A 20,649-nucleotide genomic window follows, 5' to 3' on the forward strand; every position below is an offset into this window, starting at 1 on the left:
TCGAGGACCCGCTCACGGCGTGCGGCTGACCGACCGTCGGCCGCGTTGCGCCGAGCGGGAAGTGACGTGTCGTCCGAACGAGTGGGTGGCTGGCTCCAGGGCCGTTGCGGTGGCCTGCCGGGTGGCCACGGATGGCGCGACCGCGCAGCATTGACAGTGCAAAACAGCCCAGCTACTTTCGGCCCAGGCCGAAACTGTCCAGGTTTTGACAGGCCTTCCGGAGGCCCAGCATGAAGACAGGGTTCAAGCGCGCCACCGTTCCTCTCGCACTCCTCACCCTCACCGCGCTCACCGCGGCCGGGTGCACCAGCGGTGACAGCGGCTCGGGGTCGAACAAGGTCACCGTCTGGATGTACCCGGTGATCATGGATCCGAAGGCCAACGCCGCGTACTGGGACGGCATCGAGAAGGGCTTCGAAGCCGCCCAGAAGGACCTCGACCTCACCATCGAGCAACTGCCCTGGGAGAACCGGGACCAGAAGCTGGCGACCGCGTTCGGCAGCGGCAAGGGACCGGACGTGGTGCTCCTCGGTCCGGACCAGATCCCCCAGTTCCAGGCGAACGGCGCGGTCCAGCCCGTCGACCGGGCCATCGAGAAGTCCCGGGACGCCTTCCGGCCCGCCGCCCTCGACGCCATGACGCAGGACGGCAAGGTCTACGCGGCGCCGATCTACCACACCGTCACCAGCACCCTCTACAACAAGAAACTGCTGGACAAAGCAGGGATAAAGGAACCTCCCGCGACCTGGGACGCCCTCAGGGCCGCCGCGCCGAAGCTGAAGCAGACCGGGGTCGCCACCCTCGACTACTCGGCGAGCAACGAGGCCTCGCTCAACATGAGCTTCTACCCGCTGCTGTGGCAGGCGGGCGGCAAGGTGTTCGACGAGAGCGGCAAGAAGACCGCGTTCAACAGCCCGGAGGGCGTCGAGGCGCTCACGTTCCTCGTCGACCTCTACAAGAGCGGGGCCGTGCCCCGGTCCGCGCTGACCAACGCCAACCTCTTCACCGACCACGCGCTGGGCAAGGAACAGGTGGCGATGGGCTACACCAACACACCGTCCGACGCGGCACTCGCCGAGCAGACCTGGGGGAAGGAGAACGTGATCGTCGGCCCCGCCCTCACCGGCCCCCGCAAGCAGGTCTGCTTCGGCATGCCGGGCGGCCTCGGTATCAGCGCCCGGACGAAGAACCTGGCCGGCGCGGAGAAGTTCATCGCCTACATGACCGAACCCGCGCAGATCGCGTCCATGGGCAAGGCGGGCGGGTTCTTCTCCCCGCGCACTGATGTCACGGTCTCCAACGGCAGCCCCTACGCCAAGAAGTACGAGGCGGCTCTGGCCCACACGTTCCCCGGCGAGCCGCACCCGGCCGCGCGCCAGCTGATGGCGCTCATCACGCCGGAGATCCAGGCCGCGCTCACCGGCAAGAAGACACCCGAGCAGGCGCTGGAGGCAGCGGCCAAGGAGGGCGACGACCTGCTGGCGCGTCAGCGTTGAGCAAAGTCGAGCCCCGCGAGGCGTCCCCCGACGAGCCGGAACCCTCCGAGCCCGGCGGCCTGCCACCGGGTGGTCCGACGGGCACCGCCACCGGCGTGGCCGTTCCGCCAGGGCCCCCGCCGAGCACCGTCCCCCCTCCGCCGGGCGCGCCGGCGGGGGCGGGGCGGCGGCGGAGTCCCGTGCGGCGGCGGGAGGCGCTGGTCGGGCTGGCGTTCGTGGCGCCGATGCTCGTGCTGTTCCTCGTCTTCCGGTTCGGGCCGACCCTCGGTGCGGCCTTCCTGTCGCTCACCGACTACCGGCTCAGCGGCGAGTGGACCTTCATCGGGCCGGCCAACTACACCCGGCTCCTCGGGGACGACCTGTTCTGGGAGAGCCTCGGAGTCACCGCCGTCTACACCGCGCTGTACGTGCCGATGACCGTGCTGCTCGCGCTCGGCACGGCCGTGCTGCTGCACCGCACGCTCTGGTTGCGCGGGTTCTTCCGGGGCCTGTTCTTCCTGCCGTACGTGACGAGCATCGTGCTGGCCGCGGTGATCTGGAAGTGGATCTACGAGGTGGAGGACGGGCTGCTCAACGCGGCTCTCGGTGTCCTCGGCACCGGTCCGGTCGACTTCCTCGGTGACGAGTCCCTCGTCCTGCCGTCGATCGCCGCCGCCTCCGCCTGGAAGGGCTTCGGCTATTCGATGCTGATCCTCCTCGCCGGGCTCCAGTCCATCCCGCGCGAGGTCTCCGAAGCGGCCACCATCGACGGCGCGAGCGCCTGGCAGCGCTTCCGCTGGGTGACGCTCCCGCTCCTGCGGCCGGTGCTCTTCTTCGTCCTCGTCATCGAGGCCATCCAGGCCTTCCAGGTCTTCGACGCGATGTACGTCATGACCGCCGGCGGCCCCGTCCGGGCCAGCTACTCGCTCGTGTACTTCCTCTACGACGCGGGCTTCAAGTTCTTCGACTTCGGCTACGCGAGCGCGGTCGGCCTCGTCCTCTTCCTCATCGTGCTCGTCTTCTCACTCGTTCAGCGGCGGCTCATCGGAAGGGAGGAGGACTGATGGCGCGGCTGAGGCTGCCGGTCCTGCTGGTCCTGGTCGCGTTCGTGACCGTCACCCCCTTCGTCATCATGGTGCTGGTGGCGTTCGCACCGCCCGGCGGCCGCACGCTGCCGGGCGCCTTCGACGTCACCCGCGCCACCGTGCGGAACTTCACCGACGTCCTGCAGAGCGCCGACATCGCGCGGTGGGCGCTCAACTCACTGATCTACTCGCTCGTGTCGGTGCTGCTCATCCTGCTGTTCGCGTCGATGGCCGGGTACGCGTTCGCCAAGAAGCGCTTCCCGGGCCGTGAAGTGCTGTTCTGGTCGTTCCTGGCGACCCTGATGGTGCCGTTCCAGGCGACCCTCATCCCCTACTACATCCTCGTCTCCGAGATGGGAGGCGTGGACACGTACTGGGGACTGATCGTGCCGACCCTCGCCAACTCGCAGGCCGTCTTCCTGATGCGGCAATTCATCGTGCAGCTTCCCGATGAACTGTTCGAGGCGGCGAAGATCGACGGGGCGTCGGAGTGGCGGGTCTTCACCACCGTCGTCCTGCCGCTGATCCGGCCGGTCCTCGCCACCCTCGGGGTGTTCGTCTTCCTCTGGCACTGGAACGACTTCCTGTGGCCGCTGGTCATCGGACAGTCGGAGGCCATGCGTACGCTCACGGTCGGTCTCGCCACGCTGGAGGGCGAGAACGTGACGATCAACCAGATCATGGCCGGCGCGACCATCACCGTCATCCCGTGCCTGCTGGTCTTCGGTCTGCTCCAGCGGTATCTGACCGACTCCGTCGCCACCAGCGGTCTCAAGTCATGACCGTCGTCGACATCAACCGCATCCTCGGCCCCCTCCCCCACGACGACGTCCCCAGCAGGGACGAGACCGGTCTCGTCGCCGAGCTCGACCGGCTGCGCATCGACACGGCGTGCGTCAGCCATTCGCACGCGGTCCACGGTGACCCGCGCGACGGCAACGGGCGACTGGACCTCATCGGTGACCGGCGGCTGCGGCCCGTACCCGTCCTCGTGCCCGGGCCGCTCGGCACCGGCCCGTGGGCGGGAGGCGCGCCGCTGGTGCGCCTGAGCCCACGGCGGCACGGCTGGTCCGTCACCGGGCCGCACGCCCGGGAACTGCTCGCCGGGCTGGCGGCGAGCGGTACGACCGCACTGCTCTCCCGGGACGAGGTGACGGCCGGCGAGGTGCATCTGCTGGCCGCCGCCACGCCCGCGCTCCGCGTGGTGCTGACCGGCACGGGGTACCGCGCGCTGCGCGAGCTCGCCGAGCTGCTGGAGGTCCACCCCTCGCTGTACGTCGACACCTCCACGCTCTGCGGCCACCGCCAGGTGGAGTGGATCGCCGAGAGGTACGGCGCCCACCGCGTGCTGTTCGGGACGGGCGCCCCCGTCACCGACGACGCCGGGCCCCGCTACCTGCTGGACACCCTGGACCTGCCGCCGGACGACGCGGCGCTCATCGCGGGTGGCAACGCCCTCCGGCTCATGGGCGGTGCACCGTGAGCACAGCCATGGACGTCATCGACGCGCACGGGCACATCGGGCGGTGGTCGGCGTTCGCCGTCCCGGACGGATCGGCGGAGAGCCTCGTCGCCATGATGGACCGCTGCGGTGTGGCCACCGCGTGCGTGTCGCACCTGCTGGCCGTGGGTCCCGACGCCCGCGCCGGGAACGCCCTGCTGGTCGAGGCCCTCCAGGCGTACCCCGGCCGGCTGCTCGGCTGGGCCGTGTACCAGCCGCACGATCCGCAGGCCGCCGAGCGGCTGCGGGACCTGCTGGACGTCCCCGGCGTCATCGGCGTCAAGCTCCACCCGGAAGTGCACGAGACGGCGCTCGACGACCGGGCGTACACGCCGGCGTTCGAGGTGGCGGCCGAGCGGAGGCGGCTCGTCCTGGCGCACAGCCAGCACGGCAGCGCCTGGTCCGACGCCCGTCACTTCGCGGCCGTGTCACCCCACCACCCGGGCGTGCCGCTGCTGATGGGCCATGCGGGCCTGTTCCCGCACGGTTTGCGTCCCGCCATGGAGGCCGCCGAGCGCTGCCCGGACCTGGTGCTGGAGACCTGCGGGTCCCGGATGACGGCGCGTCACCTGACCCGGATGGTGGCCGGGGCCGGCGCGGACCGGGTGGCGTTCGGGTCGGACGCCGTCTTCCTCGACCTGCGGACCGGGCTCGGCCGGGTGCTGCTCGCCGACCTGCCGGAGGCGGACCGGGAGCAGGTGCTGCACGGCACCATGGACCGGCTGCTCAAAGGCATCGTGTGAAGGGGCCGCCACGGTGGCCCTCCTGGCCGCCGCCCGCGACCGACGAGCAGCGCCGCGCCCTGCTGCGCGTGCTGGACAGCGGCCGGTGGGGGGCGCCGAGCGGCACCGCCGCCGAGGAGTTCGCGGCCGCGTTCGCGCGGCGCGCCGGGGTGGCGCACGGGGTGTGCACCGTCAACGGCACGGTGGCGCTGTTCCTGGCGCTGCGGGCGCTCGGGGTGGGGCCCGGTGACGAGGTGGTCGTCCCCGCGTACACGTTCGTGGCCAGCGCGACGGCCGTGGCGCTGGCCGGGGCGGTTCCGGTCGCCGCCGATGTCACCGAGGACACCCTGCACCTCGATCCCGGGGTCGCGCGTGCGCTCGTCGGGCCGCGTACGAAGGCGGTCATGGCGGTGCATCTCGCGGGGGCTCCGGCGGACACGGAGGCGCTGGGCGCGCTGGGGCTGCCGGTCGTGGAGGACGCGGCGCAGGCGCACGGGGCGGCGCGGCACGGCCGCCCGGCGGGTTCCCTCGGGGACGTGGCCTGCTTCAGTTTCCAGTCGGGCAAGGCGATGACCGCGGGCGAGGGCGGCATCGTGGTGACCGGGGACCGGGCCCTGTACGAGCGCGTGTGGGCGCTGCACAACGTGGGCCGCAGGCCGGAGGGCGGTTGGTACGACCATCCGGAGGTGGGCTGGAACCTGCGGATGACCGAGTTCCAGGCGGCGCTGCTGCACCCTCAGCTGGGGCTCCTGGACGACTGGATCGACCGGCGGGCGCGCGGCGCCGCCGCGCTCGCCGAGGCCCTCGGCGATGTCCCGGGCCTGGACCTCGTCCCGGCGCCGTCCGGCACCACGCGTCACACCTGGCACCTGGCGATGCTGCGGTACGACGCCGGGGCCTTCGGCGGCAGGTCCAAGGGGGCGTTCCTGGCGGCGATGGCCGCCGAAGGGGTGCCGCTGGACGCCGGTTACCGGTCGTTGAGCCGTATGCCGTACGTGAGGCCGGGGGGACCGTGTCCGGTCGCGGAGGCGGCGGAGGAGAGCGTGGTGTGGGTGCGGCAGCCGATGCTGATGGCGGAGGGGGCGGCGGTGGCGTACATCGCGGAAGCCGCCCGGAGGGTCGGGCGCGCCTTCACGTCGTGAGCGCGCCGAAGGCCTCGATCGCCCGCAGCGCGTCGGCCTGCGGCATACCGGGCGGCTGGATGCGCAGGACGATCCCGTCGGCGCCCATCTCCTGGTACCGGCCGATCCGTTCCGCACACTCGGCGGTCGAGCCGATGACCGAGCGTGCGGCGATGTCCTCCCACGGCTGGGCGTAGCGGGCGGCGTCGGCGGAGGTGCGCTTCCAGTCGCCGTACGCGTCGTACAGGCCCCGCAGCGGGCCTTCGAGCGCGCTGCGGGCCTCGGCGGTGGTGGGCGCGGCGTACCCCTCGCGGCAGATGATGACCTCGGCGCCCAGGGAGCGCGGGCCGCGGGGGAAGGACCGGTAGAGGGCGATCTTCTTGGGGAGCTCGTCGTCGGTCTCGTTGAACGACGTCGTCCAGCCGTCGCACGTCCAGGCGGTCCGCTCCAGGGCGGCGGGCACGCGGCCGCCGTTCCAGATGCGGGGGCGGGGCCGCTGGACGGGCCGGGGTGACAGGAAGGCCTTCTCGACGCCGTACCGGCGGCCCTGGTGGGTGACCTCGTCCTCGGTCCACAGCCGGGTGAGCAGCTCCAGGCACTCATCGAAGCGCGACACGCGCTCCTGGGGCCGGGTGCCGTACAGCGCGAATTCCTCGGGGCGGTAGCCGAGGACGAAACCGGCGGTGAGGCGGCCCCCGGAGAGGACGTCGATGTGGGCGAGGGTCTCGGCCAGCATCACCGGGTGGTGGACGGGGGCGATGAGTCCCGCGGTCGCCAGGCCGATCCGGTGGGTGTGGGCGGCGAGGTACGCCAGTGAGGTGACGGCCTCGTGGTACCCGGGCCGGTGCAGGTGCCGTTCGCCGAGGACGGCCCAGGCGAACCCGGCCTGTTCGGCGAGGCGCACCTGCTCGACGGCGTCGGCGAGTCGCGGCCGGTCGGCCCGGTCGGCGTAGAGGTTGACGTACAGGCCGAGTCGCATCAGAGCGCCGTCCCTTTCCTCGGTGGGCCCTTCCTTTACGGTCCGGACCGTAAAGGCTAGCGTGTCGCCACCACGACCGCGACAGACGGGAGCACCCATGCCGGCTTCTGAGGACCTGGTACGGCGGCTGCGCGGCACCGTCCTTCCGGCGGTGGCAACCCCGATGGACGCGGCGGGGGTTGTGGACCTCGGGGCGCTGCGCGGGTACGCGGAGCGGATCGCCGGGGAGCGGATCGGCGGGGTGGCGGTGTGGGCCCACACGGGGCGCGGGCTGTACCTCTCGGATGAGGACCGGCGCCGGGTTCTCGCGGTGTGGCGGGAGGCCGTCGACCGGCCGCTGGTGGCGGGGGTCGGGGTGCCGCGTGCGGCCGGGGCGGTGAGCCTCGGTGAAGCGGTGGACGCGACCGTGACGATGGCGGTGCGGGCCGCGGAGGGCGGCGCCGACGCGGTGATGGTCTACCCGCTGGCGCAGCTGGACGGTGACGAGGACGCGGCGGTGGAGCTGCACGAACGGGTGGCGTCGGAGAGCGGGCTGCCGGTGGTCGGGTTCTTCCTGCACGGCGAGGCGGGCGGCTATCCGTACCCGCCCCGGCTGGTGGAGCGTCTGCTGGCGCTGCCGTCGGCGGTGGGCATCAAGCTGGCCACGCTGGACCGGGCGATGGCGTGTCAGGACGCCATCGGGGCGGCCCGGCGGAGCGGCGCACTGGTCATCACCGGTGAGGACCGGATGTTCGGGCCCTCGCTGATGTGGGGGGCGGATTCGGCGCTGGTGGGCATCGCGGCGGCCCGCGTGCCGTTGACGGTGGCCGTCCTGGAGGCGTGGCGCGACGGGGACCACGGGCGGTTCGTCCGGGCCTCGGCACGGCTGGACCGGTTCGCTGAGGTCACGTTCCTCGCGCCCATCGAGGGCTATGTGCAGCGGATGCTGTGGGCGGCGGTGTGGGAGGGCCTGGTCCCGGAGGAGGCGGCGCACGATCCGTACGGCCCGGACCTGCCCGCGTCGGAGCGACGGGCCGTCGTCGACTGCCTGGAGGCGCTCGCCAAGGAGGCCGGGGAGCCGGTCCAGGAACCCGCCTAGGCTCCGCCCGAGCCGCTGCCCCTGCTCGGGGCGTCGGCCCGGGCGTGCCCCCGGCGCGGGGCCGGGGGCACGTGGGGCGGCGCCGGGGCGCGTCAGTTGGCCAGCAGCCCCTTCAGGATGGCCTCGTACTGCGCGGTGATCCGTGCCGGCGTGCCCGACGGGCACAGGGGGTCGAGGCGGAGGCGGGCGAGGGCTCGGGTGGACACGCCCCAGGCGTGCCAGGTGGCACGTTCCCAGGCCAGTTGCGGCGGGTTGTACCAGCCGTCGCCGAGGCCGCCGAGGACGAGTTCGGCCTCGCCGTCGCCGGCTTCGAAGGGGCCGAGCCGGTAGACGGAGCCGCCGAAGACGGAGGCGTAGACCTGGCCGAAGTGCACGCTGATCTCGCCGTAGCTGGGGAGCTTGCCGGTCTTCAGCACGGTCCGGGTCTCGATGTCCATGGCGAACCAGTTGCCCGACTGCCGCTTGTAGACGCCGTAGAGGATGCCGTTGTGCACCTCGATGTGCTGGATGCTGGCGTTGCCCTCGACGGGGGTGACCTCCCACAGCACGGTGCGGCGGCGTACGTCGTAGGCGACGACCGTGGCGTTGGGGCGGGTCGGGGTGACGCTGCCGCCGCCCCACGTGTCCCCGGCGAGGTAGGCGGTGCGGTGGCCGATCCGGTCGTCCAGGGCGACCGACATCACGCTCTGGTCGGTGATGACGTCCTTGTGGACGGTGAGCCTGCCGCGTGAGCGTTCCACGAACGTGAGGGCGCCCTTGAGGCCGCCGGCGGGGGGCGCGCTCGCCACCAGAAGGAGGTCCTGTTCGGGCACGTACGCCATGTCGGTGGGGCGTTGCTGGTCGTTCTCGATGAAGCCCATCGAGCGGACCTTGCCGCGGCGCGGGTCGATCTCCAGGAACTCGGTGCTGGGGTACATCGCCGCGTACACCTTGCCGCCGATCGCCCGGAGCGTCTTGGGCTCTCCGGGGATCCTGATGCGTTTGGAGGTGCCGTGGGTGGGCCGGTGGGTGGTCAGCGAGTAGTGACCGCCGACGTGGACGGTGCCGCCGGACTCGTACGCGATGGACTGGACGGGGTCGGGGCCGGACAGGCCGATGTCGATCAGTTCGACGACCTCCGACTTCGTGGTCGCGAGGTCGAGCCACCACAGCCGGCCGCTGCCGACGGCACCGAGCATCTTGCCGTCCCCGAGCGGGACGAGGGCGCGGTGTTCGTCGCCCGTGGCGGGGGCGGCGACCTTGACGAGGGTGTCGCCGTCGCGTCTGTAGACGGTGCCGCTGGGGCGGCCGACGCAGTAGAGGGTGCCGTCGGCGGTGACCGTCATGGCGTCGGCGATGCGTTCCGGGGCGGGGATGGGGATGACGTGGGCGTCGCTGCCGTCGGGGGCCACGTCGACGATGGACCGGCCGAAGGAGCCGAGCACCCGGCCGCCGCGCGCGATGAGGGCGGAGGCGCCTCCGTGCGGGGTGGGGGTGATGCTCCGTTTGACGCCGGTGGTCCGGTCGTACGCGACGATGAAGCCGCGTGGCAGGGTGCCGGCGTAGACGTAGCGGTCGTCGGCGGCGATGGCCCGGACGTACTGTTCGCCGGGCATGGCGGCGCCGAGGTTGCGCAGCGTGCCGGTCTGGGGCTTGTACTCCCAGACCTCGCCACGCGGGCTGGTGCCGGCGTACACGGTGCCGTCGGGGGCGGTGGTGAGGCACCAGACGAAGCCGCCGGCCGGGCCGATGGTGCCGATGCGGGTGACGGTGCCGGTGGCGGGGTCGATGCGGTGGATGTCGGGGAAGGGGTAGGTGCCGATGTACACCTGGCCGCCGGAGACGGTGGCCGCCCAGCCGCCGTCGCCGCGGTCGAGCCGGAAGGTTCTGGTGAGCTTTCTCGTCGACAGGTCGATCTCGCCGACGAGGGTGGGGTTCTGGCCCCGGGCGACGACGTAGGCGTGGTCGCCCAGGACGGCCGTGCCGACGATCGCCGCCGTCAGGGACGCGATGCCGTACGTGGAGACCGGGGTGCCGGAGCAGCGGTGTCCGGCGGTGCCGGCGCCGTCGGCGGGTGTGGTTCCGGCCGTTGGTGTCGTGGCGGCGTTCGCCGCGCTGGGGGTGATGGTCTGTCCCGCCACTGCCGCCAGGGTGAACCCGGCTCCGGCGTTGAGCAGTCGCCTGCGTTCCATGCGTCCCTCTCCTGTTCCGGTGGTTCGGATCGCCTCACACGACCGGTGGCAGCGCCGTACCGACCTTCAGGCCGAACAGCTCCGCCGCGTTGCGCCACAGCACTCGCTCCAGCTCTTCCTCCGTGAACCGCGCGTCCCGGATCACGCCCAGGGACACGCAGGGGTCGATCAGTGTCGCGTCGGTGCCGAACAGCATCTGTTCGATCGGGACTCCGGCCTCCCGGGCGTACGCGACGCGGCCCGCGTCGGTGGCCGTGCGGCAGTGCTCCAGGTAGAGGCGGTCGCAGGCGGCCGCGGCGTGTGCCGCCTCGCGCCAGGCGTCGCCGCCCGCGTGGCCCATGATCACGCGCAGTCCGGGCCGGGCCTCCACGAGCTCGGGGAGGAGGGTGACCTCGCGCCCCCAGGTGTGCAGGAGGAGCGGTACGCCGGCTTCGGCGACGACGTCGAAGGCCTCGGCCATCTCGCGGCAGCCGGGCAGCCGCCCCGGGTAGTGGGTGTGGATCTTGGCGCCGACGAACCGGCCGGTGTCCAGGCAGCGGCGGAGGTCGGCGGCGCTCTCCTCGATGCGGTTGGGGTTGACGACGGCGTACCCGTGCAGCCTGGGCCGGGTCTCCAGGGCCTCGCCGAGGGCGGCGTTCCCGGCGACCGCGTCGTACACCACCGCTTCGGACGCCGAGACGATCTGCAGGTCGATGCCGTAGCGGTCCATCTGGGCGAGGTTGGTGTCCGCGTCACCGGTCGTCAGGTGGAACTGCCAGCGGCCCACGTGGGCGTGCACATCGATGATCGGCATCAGGCGAGCAGCTCCTCGACGTTCTTGGTGGCGATGGCGGCGCGGTCGTCGGGCGAGATGTCGGCGTACCGCAGCTTCAGGGTCTGCGGTGAGATGTCCATGAAGGGGGTGCGGGAGCCGAAGACCAGGTGGTGCGGGCCGACGGCGTCGATGACCCGTTCGATGGAGTCGGGGCCGGACAGCATGCGGGTGGTGGCCTTGAACCCGGGCTCCTCGCGGGCCATGAGAAGGAAGTCGGCCAGCAGGTAGGCGTGCAGGTCGAGGAAGATCACGTCCACGCCGCGCTGCGTCAGGGGTGGTCCGAAGCGGCGCGGGTCGCCGTCGTGGAGCAGCACCATGCCGCGGTCGATCGCCAGCTCCACCACGCGCCGGTAGCCGGGGAAGCCGGGCTCGGCCGCCTGTTCGAGGGTGAACAGCCGCAGGAACCGGACCCCGGCGGCGGCCAGTTCGTCGAGGCGGTCCTCCGCGGTCAGGGCGTCGCGTACGTCGACGGTGCCGACGGGCAGCAGTTCGGGGCAGTCGGCGAGGTCGCGGAGCGTTTCGGCGTTGCCCGCCTCGTCGTCGAAGAGCGGGCCACGGGTGGACAGGGCCAGGCCGCCCGCGACGGGGGAACGGGCGAGGTGGGCGCGGACCTCATCGAGGCCGGTGTCGCGGTGGTGGCGGGGCCATGGCCCGTACAGGACGTCGACGTCCCAGCCGATGTTCTCCTCCGGGGTCGGCCGGAGCCACTCGTACGTCCGTTGCGGCGACTCGCTCATGAGGTGGCGACCTTCCCCAGCGCCTGCGCGATCCGGTCCACGTCGTCCTCGCTGTAGGCCTCGTTCCACGGCAGAACCAGCAACGTACGGTCGATGAGCCGCTCGGCGCGAGGACACAGGCCCGGCGGGTACCCGGACAGTGCCGGATTGGCGTACAGCGGACGCTCCAGATAGCCGGGGAGGGCGGGGACGCCGAGGTCCTCCAGCGCCTTGGCCCAGCGGGCGTTGTCGTCGACGAGGAGCGGGACGACCCACCAGGCGTGGCCGGGGACGCCCTGGGGCATCGTCACCCCGGGCAGGCCGGCGACGGCTTCGGCGAGTCGCCGGGCGCTCACCCGGCGGCGGGCGACGACGTCGGTGACGCGGGTGAGCTGGGCGCGGGCCACCGCGGCGACGAGCTCGGTCATCCGGTAGTTCAGGCCCATGGTGCGGTGGATGCGGCCCTCGGCGCGGTCCCAGCCCTTGTCCATGAACAGCCGCATCCGGGTGGCGAGCCCGGGGTCGTCGGTGATGGTGAGGCCGCCGTCGCCGGCCGTGATGTGCTTGTACTGCTGGAGACTGAAGCAGGCGATGTCACCGAGGGTGCCGAGCAGCCTGCCGTCGGCGTCCTCACCGAGCCAGGCCTGGGCGCAGTCCTCGATGAGCAGCAGCCCGTGCCGGTCGCAGATCTCCCGCAGCCGTACGGTGTCGGCGGCGCCGCCGAACAGGTGGACGGCGATGACGGCCTTGGTGTGCGGGGTGATCGCCGCCTCGACGGCGTCGGGGTCGAGGTTCCCGTCGTCGGCCAGCACGTCGGCGAAGACGACCCGCCCGCCCTGGGCGAGGACCGGGGCGACCGTGCCGAAGTCGGAGATCGGTGTGGTGACGACCTCGTCGCCGGGGCCGACCCCGGCGGCGGCGACGGCGAGGTGCAGCGCGGCGGTGCCGGAGCTGCACGAGACGGCCTCGGCACGCCCGTACAGCCGGGCCATCTCACTCTCCAGCGCCCGGGTCTCCCGGCCGAACGCCCCGCACAGGACGGCCGAGTCGAGGACCCGGAGCACCGCCGCGCGTTCCTCCTCGCCGAACGTCCTTCCCCGGGGATCCAGAACTGTGGGCAGCGGCATTTCCCGTTGCGGCATCGGGGGATTATCCTCTCGGCAGCACGCGATTATGGCCTGGGCCGAAAGTAGAACTCCCGTCGACGGCCGTCAATCAGGCGTCACCGAGCAAGTCGCACCCGCGAGTCCACCCGGCAGAACGGAGACCGGACCATGCCGCTCACGGTCGGCGTGATAGGTCCCGAGGACCTCGTCCAGAAAGTGGTCGCGGTCGGTGGCCGCGCGGGGTCCGCCCGGCTGCTGCCACTGCCGTACCGTCATGAGGACGAGACCACCGAGGTCGTGGCGGGTGCGCGGTCACGGGCGGACGCGCTGCTGTTCACGGGCGTCGTGCCGCACGCGCTGGCCGACGCGGCGGGCGCGCTGGACCGGCCGGCGATGTACGTGCCGTACAACGGCGCCACGCTGCTGCGGGCGCTGGTCGAGCTGCTGCGGCTCGGGCACGACGTGTCGCGGGTGTCGATCGACACGCTGCGCCGGGAGGAAGTCCTGGAGACGATGGCGGAGGCGAAGCTGCCCACGGACCGGGTGCGGGTGCTGCCGTACCGGCCCGGGCTGACCTCCGAGGACATCGTCGACTTCCACCTGGACGCGCGGGACACCAAGAAGACCCGGGTGGCCATCACCTGTCTCGGCTCGGCGTTCCACGCACTGGAGCAGCACACGCACGCGGTGCGTCTCGCCCCGTCCCGGCACTCGATACTGGCGACCCTGGAGGCGCTGGTCCTCGCCACGGCCGTGCGGCACAGCGGGGACGCGCAGGTGGCCCTCGGCATCGTCGAGCTGCCCGGCGGGAGCGTGGACGCGCGACTGCCGGAGGACATACGCGTGCTCGGTGGCAGTCTGGCCGAGTTGCCGGACGGGCGACGGCTGCTGGTGACGACACGCGGGGTGCTGGAGACGGCGACGGAGCAGTTCACCCGCATACCGTTCCTCGACGCCCTCGCCTCCCGGCACGGCTCGGCGCACGTGGGCTTCGGTCTGGGACGTACGGCGGCGGAGGCGGAGGCGCTGGCCCGACGGGCCGTCAACCGGGCGCGTTCGGTGGGGGTGGCGGCCGCGGTGGTGTCGATGGTGGACGACGTCGACATCGTCGTCGCGCCGGACTCCGCCACGGTGACCGGCCCCGCCGACGCCGGGCCCGCCGGGTCGCCGGCCCCGTCGCCGGAGAGCCCCGCGCTGCTGGCCCGCCGGGTCGGACTGCACCCGCAGACCCTGGACCGGCTGCGGGAGCTGGCCGCGGCGGACGGGGACGCGGGAGTCACCGCCCACCGGGTCGCCGAGCACCTGTCCGTACAGCAGCGCACGGCCCGCCGCATCCTCAAGCGTCTGGAGCGGGCGGGCGTCGCCGTTCCGACCGGCAGTCGTCAGGAAGGGCAGACCGGCCGCCCCCCGATCGTCTACCGGGTTCTGCTTTAGGTCTGGGTCCACGGATTGCGGCCCGGGCCGAAACCCCGACTTCGCAGCCGCCGCGGTGGGAGCGCCGTACGGCGGAGACCAAGGAGCTCGCCGTTGAGAATCGCCTCGTTCCACACCCGTGTCGTCCGTGCCCGCTACCGCCGGCCGTTCGCCATCAGCAGCGGCACCAGTCCCGAGCTCGTCAGCCTCGTCGTCGAGGTGCGGACGACCGACGGGGCGTCGGGTTTCGGCGAGGCGTCGCCGATGACCGCGTACACCGGGGAGACCCTCGCGGGGCTGTGCGCGGCGGTGACCGAGCATGTCGCGCCGGCGCTCGTCGGGCGGGATCCGCGCGATCTGGCGGGCGCCCATGCCGCGATGGACGCCGCCATCCGGGGCCAGCACCTGGCCAAGGCGGCGCTGGACCTGGCGCTGCACGACCTCGCGGCGCGCGACGCCGGGTGGCCGGCGCACCTGCTGCTGGGCGGCGGGCGGGTGGCCGGGCCGGTGCCCACGACGTGGGTGGTGGGGCTGGGCACCCTCGACGAGATGGCGGAGGAGGCGGCCCGGTACGCGGCGGCCGGGTTCCGGCACATCAAACTCAAGGGCGGGGAGGATCCGGCACTCGACGTGGAGCTGGTGGCCGCCGTGCGCAAGGCGGTGCCTGAGCCGGTGGAACTGTCGCTGGACGCCAACGAGGGGTACGCCCCGGGTGACGCGGTCCGGGCGGTGGACCGGCTGGCGGACGCCGGGCTGGACCTGGTGGAGCAGCCGCTGCCCCGCTGGGACCTGGAGGGGCTGGCGGCGCTGCGGGCGCGCGGCGGGGTCCGGGTCATGGCGGACGAGTCGGTGCAGTCGGCGCACGACGCGCTGGAGGTGGTGCGGCGGGGTGCCGCCGACGTACTGAACATCAAGATCCTGAAGGTGGGCGGGCTGTACCGGGCGCGTCAGATCGCCGCGCTGGCCCAGACGGCGGGGCTCGCGGTGAAGGTCGGCACGATGCCGGAACTGGGGGTGGCAACGCTGGCGGCCGCGCATCTGTCGGCGGCGCTGCCGCATGCCACGGTTCCGCCGGACCTGGTGGGCCCGTTGCTGGTGGAGGAGGAGCCGCTGGCGCCGGCGGCGTTCGCGGCGACGCCGGGGACGGGACAGGTGGAGCTGCCGCTCGCCCCGGGGCTGGGGCACGGTCTGGAGGGCACCCCCGGCTGAGGGCGCCCCCGCCCATGCGTATACAAATGAACCGACAAGGGGACGAAGAGCGCGGGGGCGGATCAGTACGGTGACGCACATATCGACGGCCGACACGGTATCGACCACGAGCGCGGCGGCCGTCGCCGGTACGAGCCGGGCTCCGAGGGAGCGGCTGATCAGCGTCGACGTGGCCCGTGCCGTCGCCGTGTTCGCCATGTTCGCCGCGCACATCGGCCCGCCCGCGAAGCCCGAGGGGGCGGGCCATCTGCTGGTGGCGTTCGACGGACGCGCTCCCGCCGTCTTCACCCTGATCGCCGGGCTCTCCCTGACGCTCTCCCGTGGCGGCACCCGGCCCGGGCCCAAGCCGGCCGGCGCGTGGCGTGGCACGCTCGTGCGCTGCGCGGTACTCGCGGCGCTCGGGCTGGCGCTGACCGAGCTGCGGTCGGGGATCGCCGTGATCCTCACGTTCTTCGCGCTGTACTTCCTCGCCGCGGAGCCGCTCGCCCGGCTGGGCACCCGGGCCCTGACCGCGGTGGCCGCGGTGTCGGTGGTCCTCGGCCCGGTCCTGTCGTACGTCCTCGGCCCGTACTTCGGCTACCGCGTCGTCGGCCGCGGGCGCTACCCCGGGTTCGAGGCGGTGACCAGCTGGCCCGGGTTCACCGACGCGTTGGACACGCTGCTGTTGTCGGGCGCGTACCCGTGGCTGACGTACTTCCCGTACGTCGTCGTCGGCATGGCCGTGGGGCGCCTCGTCGACCTGCGCCGGCCGGGTGCCGGTCGCCGTCTCATCGGCTGGGGGGCGCTGATCACCCTCGCGGGGCACGGCCTGTCCGCGCTGGCGCTGGGGCCGGGGGGCGGGCGCGAGGCGCTGCTGCGGGCGATCGCCCAGAGCCACGCGTACGCGGTGGACGCTCCCGATCCGGTGCAGGCGGTGCTCGCCAGGCAGGCGGGCGCCATTCCCAGCACCTCGTGGGCCTGGCTGCTGGTCGACGGGCCCTACAGCCAGACGCCGTTCGAGACCGTCGCCAACATCGGTGCGGGCCTGCTGCTCATCGGTCTGGCCGTCGCGGCCTGCCGCAGCGGGGTCGTGTCGACGCTGCTGCGCCCGCTCGCCGTCGTCGGCACGATGGGCCTGTCGGTGTACGCGGTCCATGTCGTCGCGCGCGCCGAGCTCCACCCCCACCACGGCTGGCCGGCGCTGGGCGCCTTCTGCGGGGTCTCGCTGGTGGCCTGCGCCGTCTGGGCGTTCGTCTTCCGCCGGACGCCGCTGAGGCGGGGGCCGCTGGAGTGGGCGCTGCACGCGCTGATGCCGAAGCCGTCCGGCCGCGGGACGCGGTGAGCGTCCGGCCGGTGTGCGTCAGGCTGTGGTGCCGGTCAGCAGGCGGTCGCGCAGCCCGGCGGTCACCTCGTCCGTGATGCCGACCCGGTCCTTGAGGTAGCCCTGCACCGATCCGTACCGGGCGGTCAGGTCGGCGAGGACCAGTTCCATGATGTCGGCGGGAGCGCGGCCGTAACCGGGCCATTTCAGGATCCGGCCCGGGTTGGCCGCGTGCCAGTCGGCCGTGAGGCGCTCGGTGGCGAGTTCGGTGAGCGCGAAGTCCGCGAGGATCTGGTCCTCGGAGACGTCCAGCAGCGTCAGGACGAGTGCGGCGATCAGGCCGGTGCGGTCCTTGCCGGAGGTGCAGTGGAACACCACCGGCCCCTCGTCCTCGGCGATGAGCTCGATGGCCTGCCGGATCTCCGCGTGGCCGTCCTCGGTCACCTCGGCGAACCGGTCGGCCAGGTACCGCCACGGGTCGAGGGCGGGGTGGATCTCGGCCTGGTCGTACGGCCGGTGCTCGATGCTGCAGTTCGCGTAGCGGAACCGCTCGGCCTCGGGCACCTTGCCCTTCGCGTCGATCTCCCACGGGTAACGCAGGTCGATGACCGTACGGATGCCCAGCTCCAGGAACCGGTCCCAGTCCGCACCGCGCAGTTTGCCGAGCGAGTCGGCCCGGTACAGCCTGCGCCAGGCGACGGCGCGTCCGTCGGCGGTGCGGTAGCCGCCGAGGTCGCGGAAGTTGTGCAGCCGTTCGAAGGCGATGTGCCGCGTCACGCGGAGTCCCTTTCCTGCCGTGCCGAGTCGGATATGCCGGAGAAGAGTGAACGGGGGCCCGCCGAGGGCGGGGTGGGTCACGCCGCCTGCGCGCAGGTGGCGGACCTGACGGACAGGCGAACCAGGGGATGGAAACCGTAGCAGGCGGCCCACCGGCCGCCGGACCTGCGGATCTGCAGCATCCCGGCGTCGACCAGGGCGTCCAGCAGCCGCTCGGCCTCGGCCCAGGGGACGACGAGCGCCGAGGCGGCGGTGTCGGTGTCGAACTCGGCACTGTCGAGGGTGGCCAGCCGTTCCAGCGCCACGGCCTCTTCGCGTGAGAGGCCCCGCTGGGCGGACAGCAGCCGTCGCTGGACGTTCAGGGCGCCGAAGCGCAGTTCGTCGAGACGCCGGTCGTCGTCCGCGAGTCGTTCGGCGAGCAACTCCGGTTCCCAGTAGGGTCGGCAGGCGAGCCGGGTTCCGACGACCCGGATGGCCAGCGGAAGGCCGGCACAGTGGGCGAGCACGGCCCGCGCGCCCTGCTCGGACGCCGCGATGCGGGCCCTTCCGGCGGTCGCGGCCAGCAGGCCGAGCGCCGCCGACTCGTCCAGCGGTTCCACCACGGTGATGCGCGCCCCCTCCACCGAGGGCAGCGGGGCCCGGGCGGTCACCAGGACGGCGGACTGCGGGGTGTTCGGCAGCAGCGGCGCCACCTGTGTGTCGCTGACCGCGTCATCCAGGACGACCAGGACCCGACGGCCGGCGAGCGCCGTGCTGTACCGGCTGATCAGCGCTGCGGGTCCGAGCCCCGCCAGCTCCCGCGCACCGTGCCCGAGTGCCCTCAGCAGCACCATGAGGAGTTCCTCCGGTGACCGGGCGCTGCCGTCGTCGGCGCGCAGCCGCACGTACAGCTGGCCGTCCGGGAAGTGCTCGCGGGTGGCGTGCGCGACACGGACGGCGAGCGCCGTCTTGCCCACCCCCGGCATGCCCAGGAGCACGGCACGCCGGGGGCGCCAGGCACCTTCGGTCTCGGTTGCGGCCAAGGTCAGCTCGTCCGCCAGGCTCATGAGTTCCGGCTCCCTGCCGGTGAAGTCCGCGATGTCGGGGGGCAGCATCAGCGGTACCACCCTGCTGGGCGCGGCGGCCGCGGCCGGTACGGTGTCGTCGAGCACCGCGTGGTAGACGGCGTTCAGCTCCTCGCCCGGTTCCACCCCCAGCTCCTCCACGAGCAGGCGCCGCCCCTCGTGGTAGACGTGCAGCGCCTCGCCCTTGCGCCCCGCGCCGACGAGCGCCGTCATGAGCTGTCCCCTCAGCCGCTCGCGCAGCGGGTGCTCCCGTACGAGGTCGGAGAGTTCGGCGACCAGCCGGTGGTGCATGCCGCGCGCCAGGTCGGCGGCCACCCGCTCCTCCAGCGTCGTCAGGCGGGCCTCCCTCAGCGACGGGGCCTCCGCATCGGCCAGTTGCTCGGTGACGTTGGTGAGCACCGGGCCGCGCCACAGCGACAGCGCCTCGTGCAGCACTGAACCGGCCGTGTCGATGTCACCGGCGAGCAGGGCCTCGTGTCCGGCGGCGCTGAGCCGTTCGTAGACGGCGAGGTCGAAGGAGCAGGAGCCGATGTCGAGGGCGTAGCCCGGCGCCATGCGCGTGATGGAGACATCGTCGCCCAGCAGGCGGCGCAGTCTCGACACATGGGAATAAAGCTGGGCGTTCATTGTCGCGGGCGGATTCCATCCCCACAACAAGCGGCTCAGGCAGTCGTCCGAGACCACCCGGCCGCGGGCGAGCAGAAGGGCCGCGAGAACAGTGTGCTGTTTCACGCCGGGAAGCAGGATCCGCTTTCCCTCGCGACGCACCTCTACTCGGCCCAGAACTCGGAATTCCACAAACGCCCCCGTTTCGATGTGCACCTCTCCACCACTCGAATCACGGTGGAAGTTAGCACGAACACCATCGGTGTCGAGTGGCTCGAATTCACTGTGCCGAGCGCGGTGTTCAACGGGTGGACAACTCACGCGTGCGTGGATGTGTGCCCGCCGACAGGCGGAAGGAAGGACTCCGGCAGAGGTCTCGGCGGGGCGCCCTCCATGGGTACGGGCGGAACGCTGTGACGCGCGTGGACCACTGGCGGCCCAAGGCCGCTCGCCACCGGTTCGCGGGGCGTGCCACGGGAGGCGGCCGGGAGGTGCGGTCCCGGGCCCACCAGCGGTTCCTCCCCCGGACGGCCCGGCGAGCAACCGCCTGTCTCGCCGGCGGGACAGGCGCGGAAATTCTGATGGACCGCACGCGCTTGGCCGGGAATCATCGGTACGGCTGAGGAGTTGGCGCAGTGGACACTCCCGGCGAGTGCCCGCACCAACCGAGGGGTTCTCCCCGCCAGAGCAGGTGAATGCAACTCAATACGTAAGGCTTACGACATGGCGAATTTGCGGCAGAACACGCAGGTCACCCCCACTCATGTCACCCCCACTCACGTCACTTCACGGAAAACCACGGCGCGCGCCATGGAGGCGTCCGTCGCCAGAAGCACGGCCCTGCACCTTCCGCCTGCCATTCCGCTCGATGAGTGGCAGGAAATCGGCAACAAGATCTCCGGCGCCGCGGAATCGTCCGCGTGGTGGCTGGGCGACTGGCTCATCTACGGCCGTTCCGCCTACCCGGACCGCTATCGCCACGCGGTGGAGGAAACACTTCTCGACTACCAGACCCTGCGCAATTACGCCTGGGTGGCCCGGCGCTACGTACCGCGTCGCCGCCGCCCCACGCTGAGCTTCCAGCACCACGCCGAGCTGGCGGGCCTGCCGGAGGACGAGCAGGAGTTCTGGCTGGACCGTGCCGAACGGCTCAACTGGTCCAAGAGCTTCCTCCGCAGCCGGGTGCGAGCAGCCCGGCAGGGCGAGGAAGGGGCCGCCGCCGTCGAGTCCCGCATGCAGATCCAGCTCAACCTGCCGCAGGACCGGTGGCAGCGGTGGAGCCAGGCGGCCTCGGCGGCGGAGCAGGACCTGCAGTCGTGGGCGATGGCCCGGCTCGACGCCGCGGCCGCCCACGCGCGGGGGCAGTAGGCCGCGCGGGGGGAGGGCCGGGGGGGGGGGGGGGGCGGGGGGGGCCCCCCCCCCCCCCTTTCCCCTCCCCTCGACCAAGGAAGACGCCCCCGCACTCCCCCCATTGCTTCCGCGCCCCTTCCCTAGATTCCGTGTGGAAACAAC

At 72.5% G+C, this 20,649-nt stretch carries 18 protein-coding genes; 11 read left to right on the plus strand and 7 right to left on the minus strand.

What is annotated here, in order from left to right; all coding sequences use genetic code 11:
* Nucleotides 1-230: 230 nt before the first annotated feature.
* The 6 genes from ACZ6C1_RS09520 to ACZ6C1_RS09545 all read left to right on the plus strand — a co-directional run bounded on the left by ACZ6C1_RS09520 (nucleotide 231) and on the right by ACZ6C1_RS09545 (nucleotide 5,925).
* A complete protein-coding gene (locus ACZ6C1_RS09520; protein ID WP_469239419.1) occupies nucleotides 231-1,496 on the plus strand; it encodes an ABC transporter substrate-binding protein in 1,266 nt (421 codons plus the stop codon).
* 179 nt (nucleotides 1,497-1,675) lie between these two features.
* Complete coding sequence (locus ACZ6C1_RS09525; RefSeq protein ID WP_469239421.1) at nucleotides 1,676-2,539, plus strand: carbohydrate ABC transporter permease; 864 nt, start codon at nucleotides 1,676-1,678, stop codon at nucleotides 2,537-2,539.
* Complete coding sequence (locus tag ACZ6C1_RS09530) at nucleotides 2,539-3,342, plus strand: carbohydrate ABC transporter permease (RefSeq protein ID WP_469239423.1); 804 nt, start codon at nucleotides 2,539-2,541, stop codon at nucleotides 3,340-3,342. The genes ACZ6C1_RS09525 and ACZ6C1_RS09530 overlap by 1 nt, the downstream gene beginning before the upstream one ends.
* Nucleotides 3,339-4,043 carry an amidohydrolase family protein gene (locus ACZ6C1_RS09535; RefSeq protein WP_469239425.1) on the plus strand — a complete coding sequence of 235 codons (705 nt, stop codon included), beginning with the start codon at nucleotides 3,339-3,341 and terminating at the stop codon, nucleotides 4,041-4,043. Before ACZ6C1_RS09530 ends, ACZ6C1_RS09535 begins: the two co-directional genes overlap by 4 nt.
* Nucleotides 4,040-4,804 carry an amidohydrolase family protein gene (locus ACZ6C1_RS09540; protein WP_469239427.1) on the plus strand — a complete coding sequence of 255 codons (765 nt, stop codon included), beginning with the start codon at nucleotides 4,040-4,042 and terminating at the stop codon, nucleotides 4,802-4,804. The genes ACZ6C1_RS09535 and ACZ6C1_RS09540 overlap by 4 nt, the downstream gene beginning before the upstream one ends.
* Nucleotides 4,801-5,925, plus strand: a complete 1,125-nt coding sequence (locus tag ACZ6C1_RS09545; protein ID WP_469239429.1) for a DegT/DnrJ/EryC1/StrS family aminotransferase — start codon at nucleotides 4,801-4,803, stop codon at nucleotides 5,923-5,925. Before ACZ6C1_RS09540 ends, ACZ6C1_RS09545 begins: the two co-directional genes overlap by 4 nt.
* Here ACZ6C1_RS09545 and ACZ6C1_RS09550 read toward each other — a convergent pair.
* Nucleotides 5,915-6,883, minus strand: coding sequence for an LLM class flavin-dependent oxidoreductase (locus ACZ6C1_RS09550; protein ID WP_469239430.1), 969 nt, complete (start codon nucleotides 6,881-6,883; stop codon nucleotides 5,915-5,917). The two genes, ACZ6C1_RS09545 and ACZ6C1_RS09550, sit on opposite strands and share 11 nt — an antisense overlap.
* A gap of 97 nt (nucleotides 6,884-6,980) precedes the next feature.
* On the opposite strand from ACZ6C1_RS09550, the gene ACZ6C1_RS09555 reads away from it, so the two are divergent.
* Nucleotides 6,981-7,961: a dihydrodipicolinate synthase family protein gene (locus ACZ6C1_RS09555; protein WP_469239432.1), complete on the plus strand. Its 981-nt coding sequence runs from the start codon at nucleotides 6,981-6,983 to the stop codon at nucleotides 7,959-7,961.
* A gap of 92 nt (nucleotides 7,962-8,053) precedes the next feature.
* Here the strand turns inward: ACZ6C1_RS09555 and ACZ6C1_RS09560 are convergent, their stop codons facing one another.
* From ACZ6C1_RS09560 to ACZ6C1_RS09575, 4 genes are read right to left on the minus strand one after another with little or no spacing between them, the layout of a single operon-like run.
* Nucleotides 8,054-10,132: an NHL repeat-containing protein gene (locus tag ACZ6C1_RS09560; RefSeq protein WP_469239433.1), complete on the minus strand. Its 2,079-nt coding sequence runs from the start codon at nucleotides 10,130-10,132 to the stop codon at nucleotides 8,054-8,056.
* Nucleotides 10,133-10,166: 34 nt separating this feature from the next.
* Nucleotides 10,167-10,925, minus strand: a complete 759-nt coding sequence (locus ACZ6C1_RS09565) for an amidohydrolase family protein (RefSeq protein WP_469239435.1) — start codon at nucleotides 10,923-10,925, stop codon at nucleotides 10,167-10,169.
* Nucleotides 10,925-11,683: a hypothetical protein gene (locus ACZ6C1_RS09570; protein ID WP_469239436.1), complete on the minus strand. Its 759-nt coding sequence runs from the start codon at nucleotides 11,681-11,683 to the stop codon at nucleotides 10,925-10,927. The genes ACZ6C1_RS09565 and ACZ6C1_RS09570 overlap by 1 nt, the downstream gene beginning before the upstream one ends.
* A complete protein-coding gene (locus ACZ6C1_RS09575) occupies nucleotides 11,680-12,804 on the minus strand; it encodes a DegT/DnrJ/EryC1/StrS family aminotransferase (RefSeq protein WP_469239438.1) in 1,125 nt (374 codons plus the stop codon). Before ACZ6C1_RS09575 ends, ACZ6C1_RS09570 begins: the two co-directional genes overlap by 4 nt.
* A 132-nt stretch (nucleotides 12,805-12,936) precedes the next feature.
* Between ACZ6C1_RS09575 and ACZ6C1_RS09580 the strand changes: the two genes are divergently transcribed.
* The 3 genes from ACZ6C1_RS09580 to ACZ6C1_RS09590 all read left to right on the plus strand — a co-directional run bounded on the left by ACZ6C1_RS09580 (nucleotide 12,937) and on the right by ACZ6C1_RS09590 (nucleotide 16,711).
* A complete protein-coding gene (locus ACZ6C1_RS09580; protein ID WP_469239440.1) occupies nucleotides 12,937-14,202 on the plus strand; it encodes a hypothetical protein in 1,266 nt (421 codons plus the stop codon).
* A gap of 93 nt (nucleotides 14,203-14,295) precedes the next feature.
* Entirely contained in the window at nucleotides 14,296-15,390 is a 1,095-nt protein-coding gene (locus tag ACZ6C1_RS09585; protein ID WP_469239442.1) for a mandelate racemase/muconate lactonizing enzyme family protein, read from the plus strand.
* 70 nt (nucleotides 15,391-15,460) lie between these two features.
* Complete coding sequence (locus ACZ6C1_RS09590; protein WP_469239444.1) at nucleotides 15,461-16,711, plus strand: heparan-alpha-glucosaminide N-acetyltransferase domain-containing protein; 1,251 nt, start codon at nucleotides 15,461-15,463, stop codon at nucleotides 16,709-16,711.
* Between the two features lie 18 nt (nucleotides 16,712-16,729).
* Here the strand turns inward: ACZ6C1_RS09590 and ACZ6C1_RS09595 are convergent, their stop codons facing one another.
* The gene (locus ACZ6C1_RS09595; RefSeq protein WP_469239446.1) at nucleotides 16,730-17,467 is read right to left on the minus strand and encodes a tyrosine-protein phosphatase; all 738 of its coding nucleotides are present in this window, start codon (nucleotides 17,465-17,467) and stop codon (nucleotides 16,730-16,732) included.
* Between the two features lie 77 nt (nucleotides 17,468-17,544).
* The gene (locus ACZ6C1_RS09600; protein WP_469239448.1) at nucleotides 17,545-19,263 is read right to left on the minus strand and encodes an AfsR/SARP family transcriptional regulator; all 1,719 of its coding nucleotides are present in this window, start codon (nucleotides 19,261-19,263) and stop codon (nucleotides 17,545-17,547) included.
* Between the two features lie 684 nt (nucleotides 19,264-19,947).
* On the opposite strand from ACZ6C1_RS09600, the gene ACZ6C1_RS09605 reads away from it, so the two are divergent.
* Entirely contained in the window at nucleotides 19,948-20,505 is a 558-nt protein-coding gene (locus ACZ6C1_RS09605) for an LmbU family transcriptional regulator (protein WP_469239450.1), read from the plus strand.
* Nucleotides 20,506-20,649: the final 144 nt, after the last annotated feature.

The sequence above is a fragment of the Streptomyces sp. NPDC041796 genome (assembly GCF_055590785.1).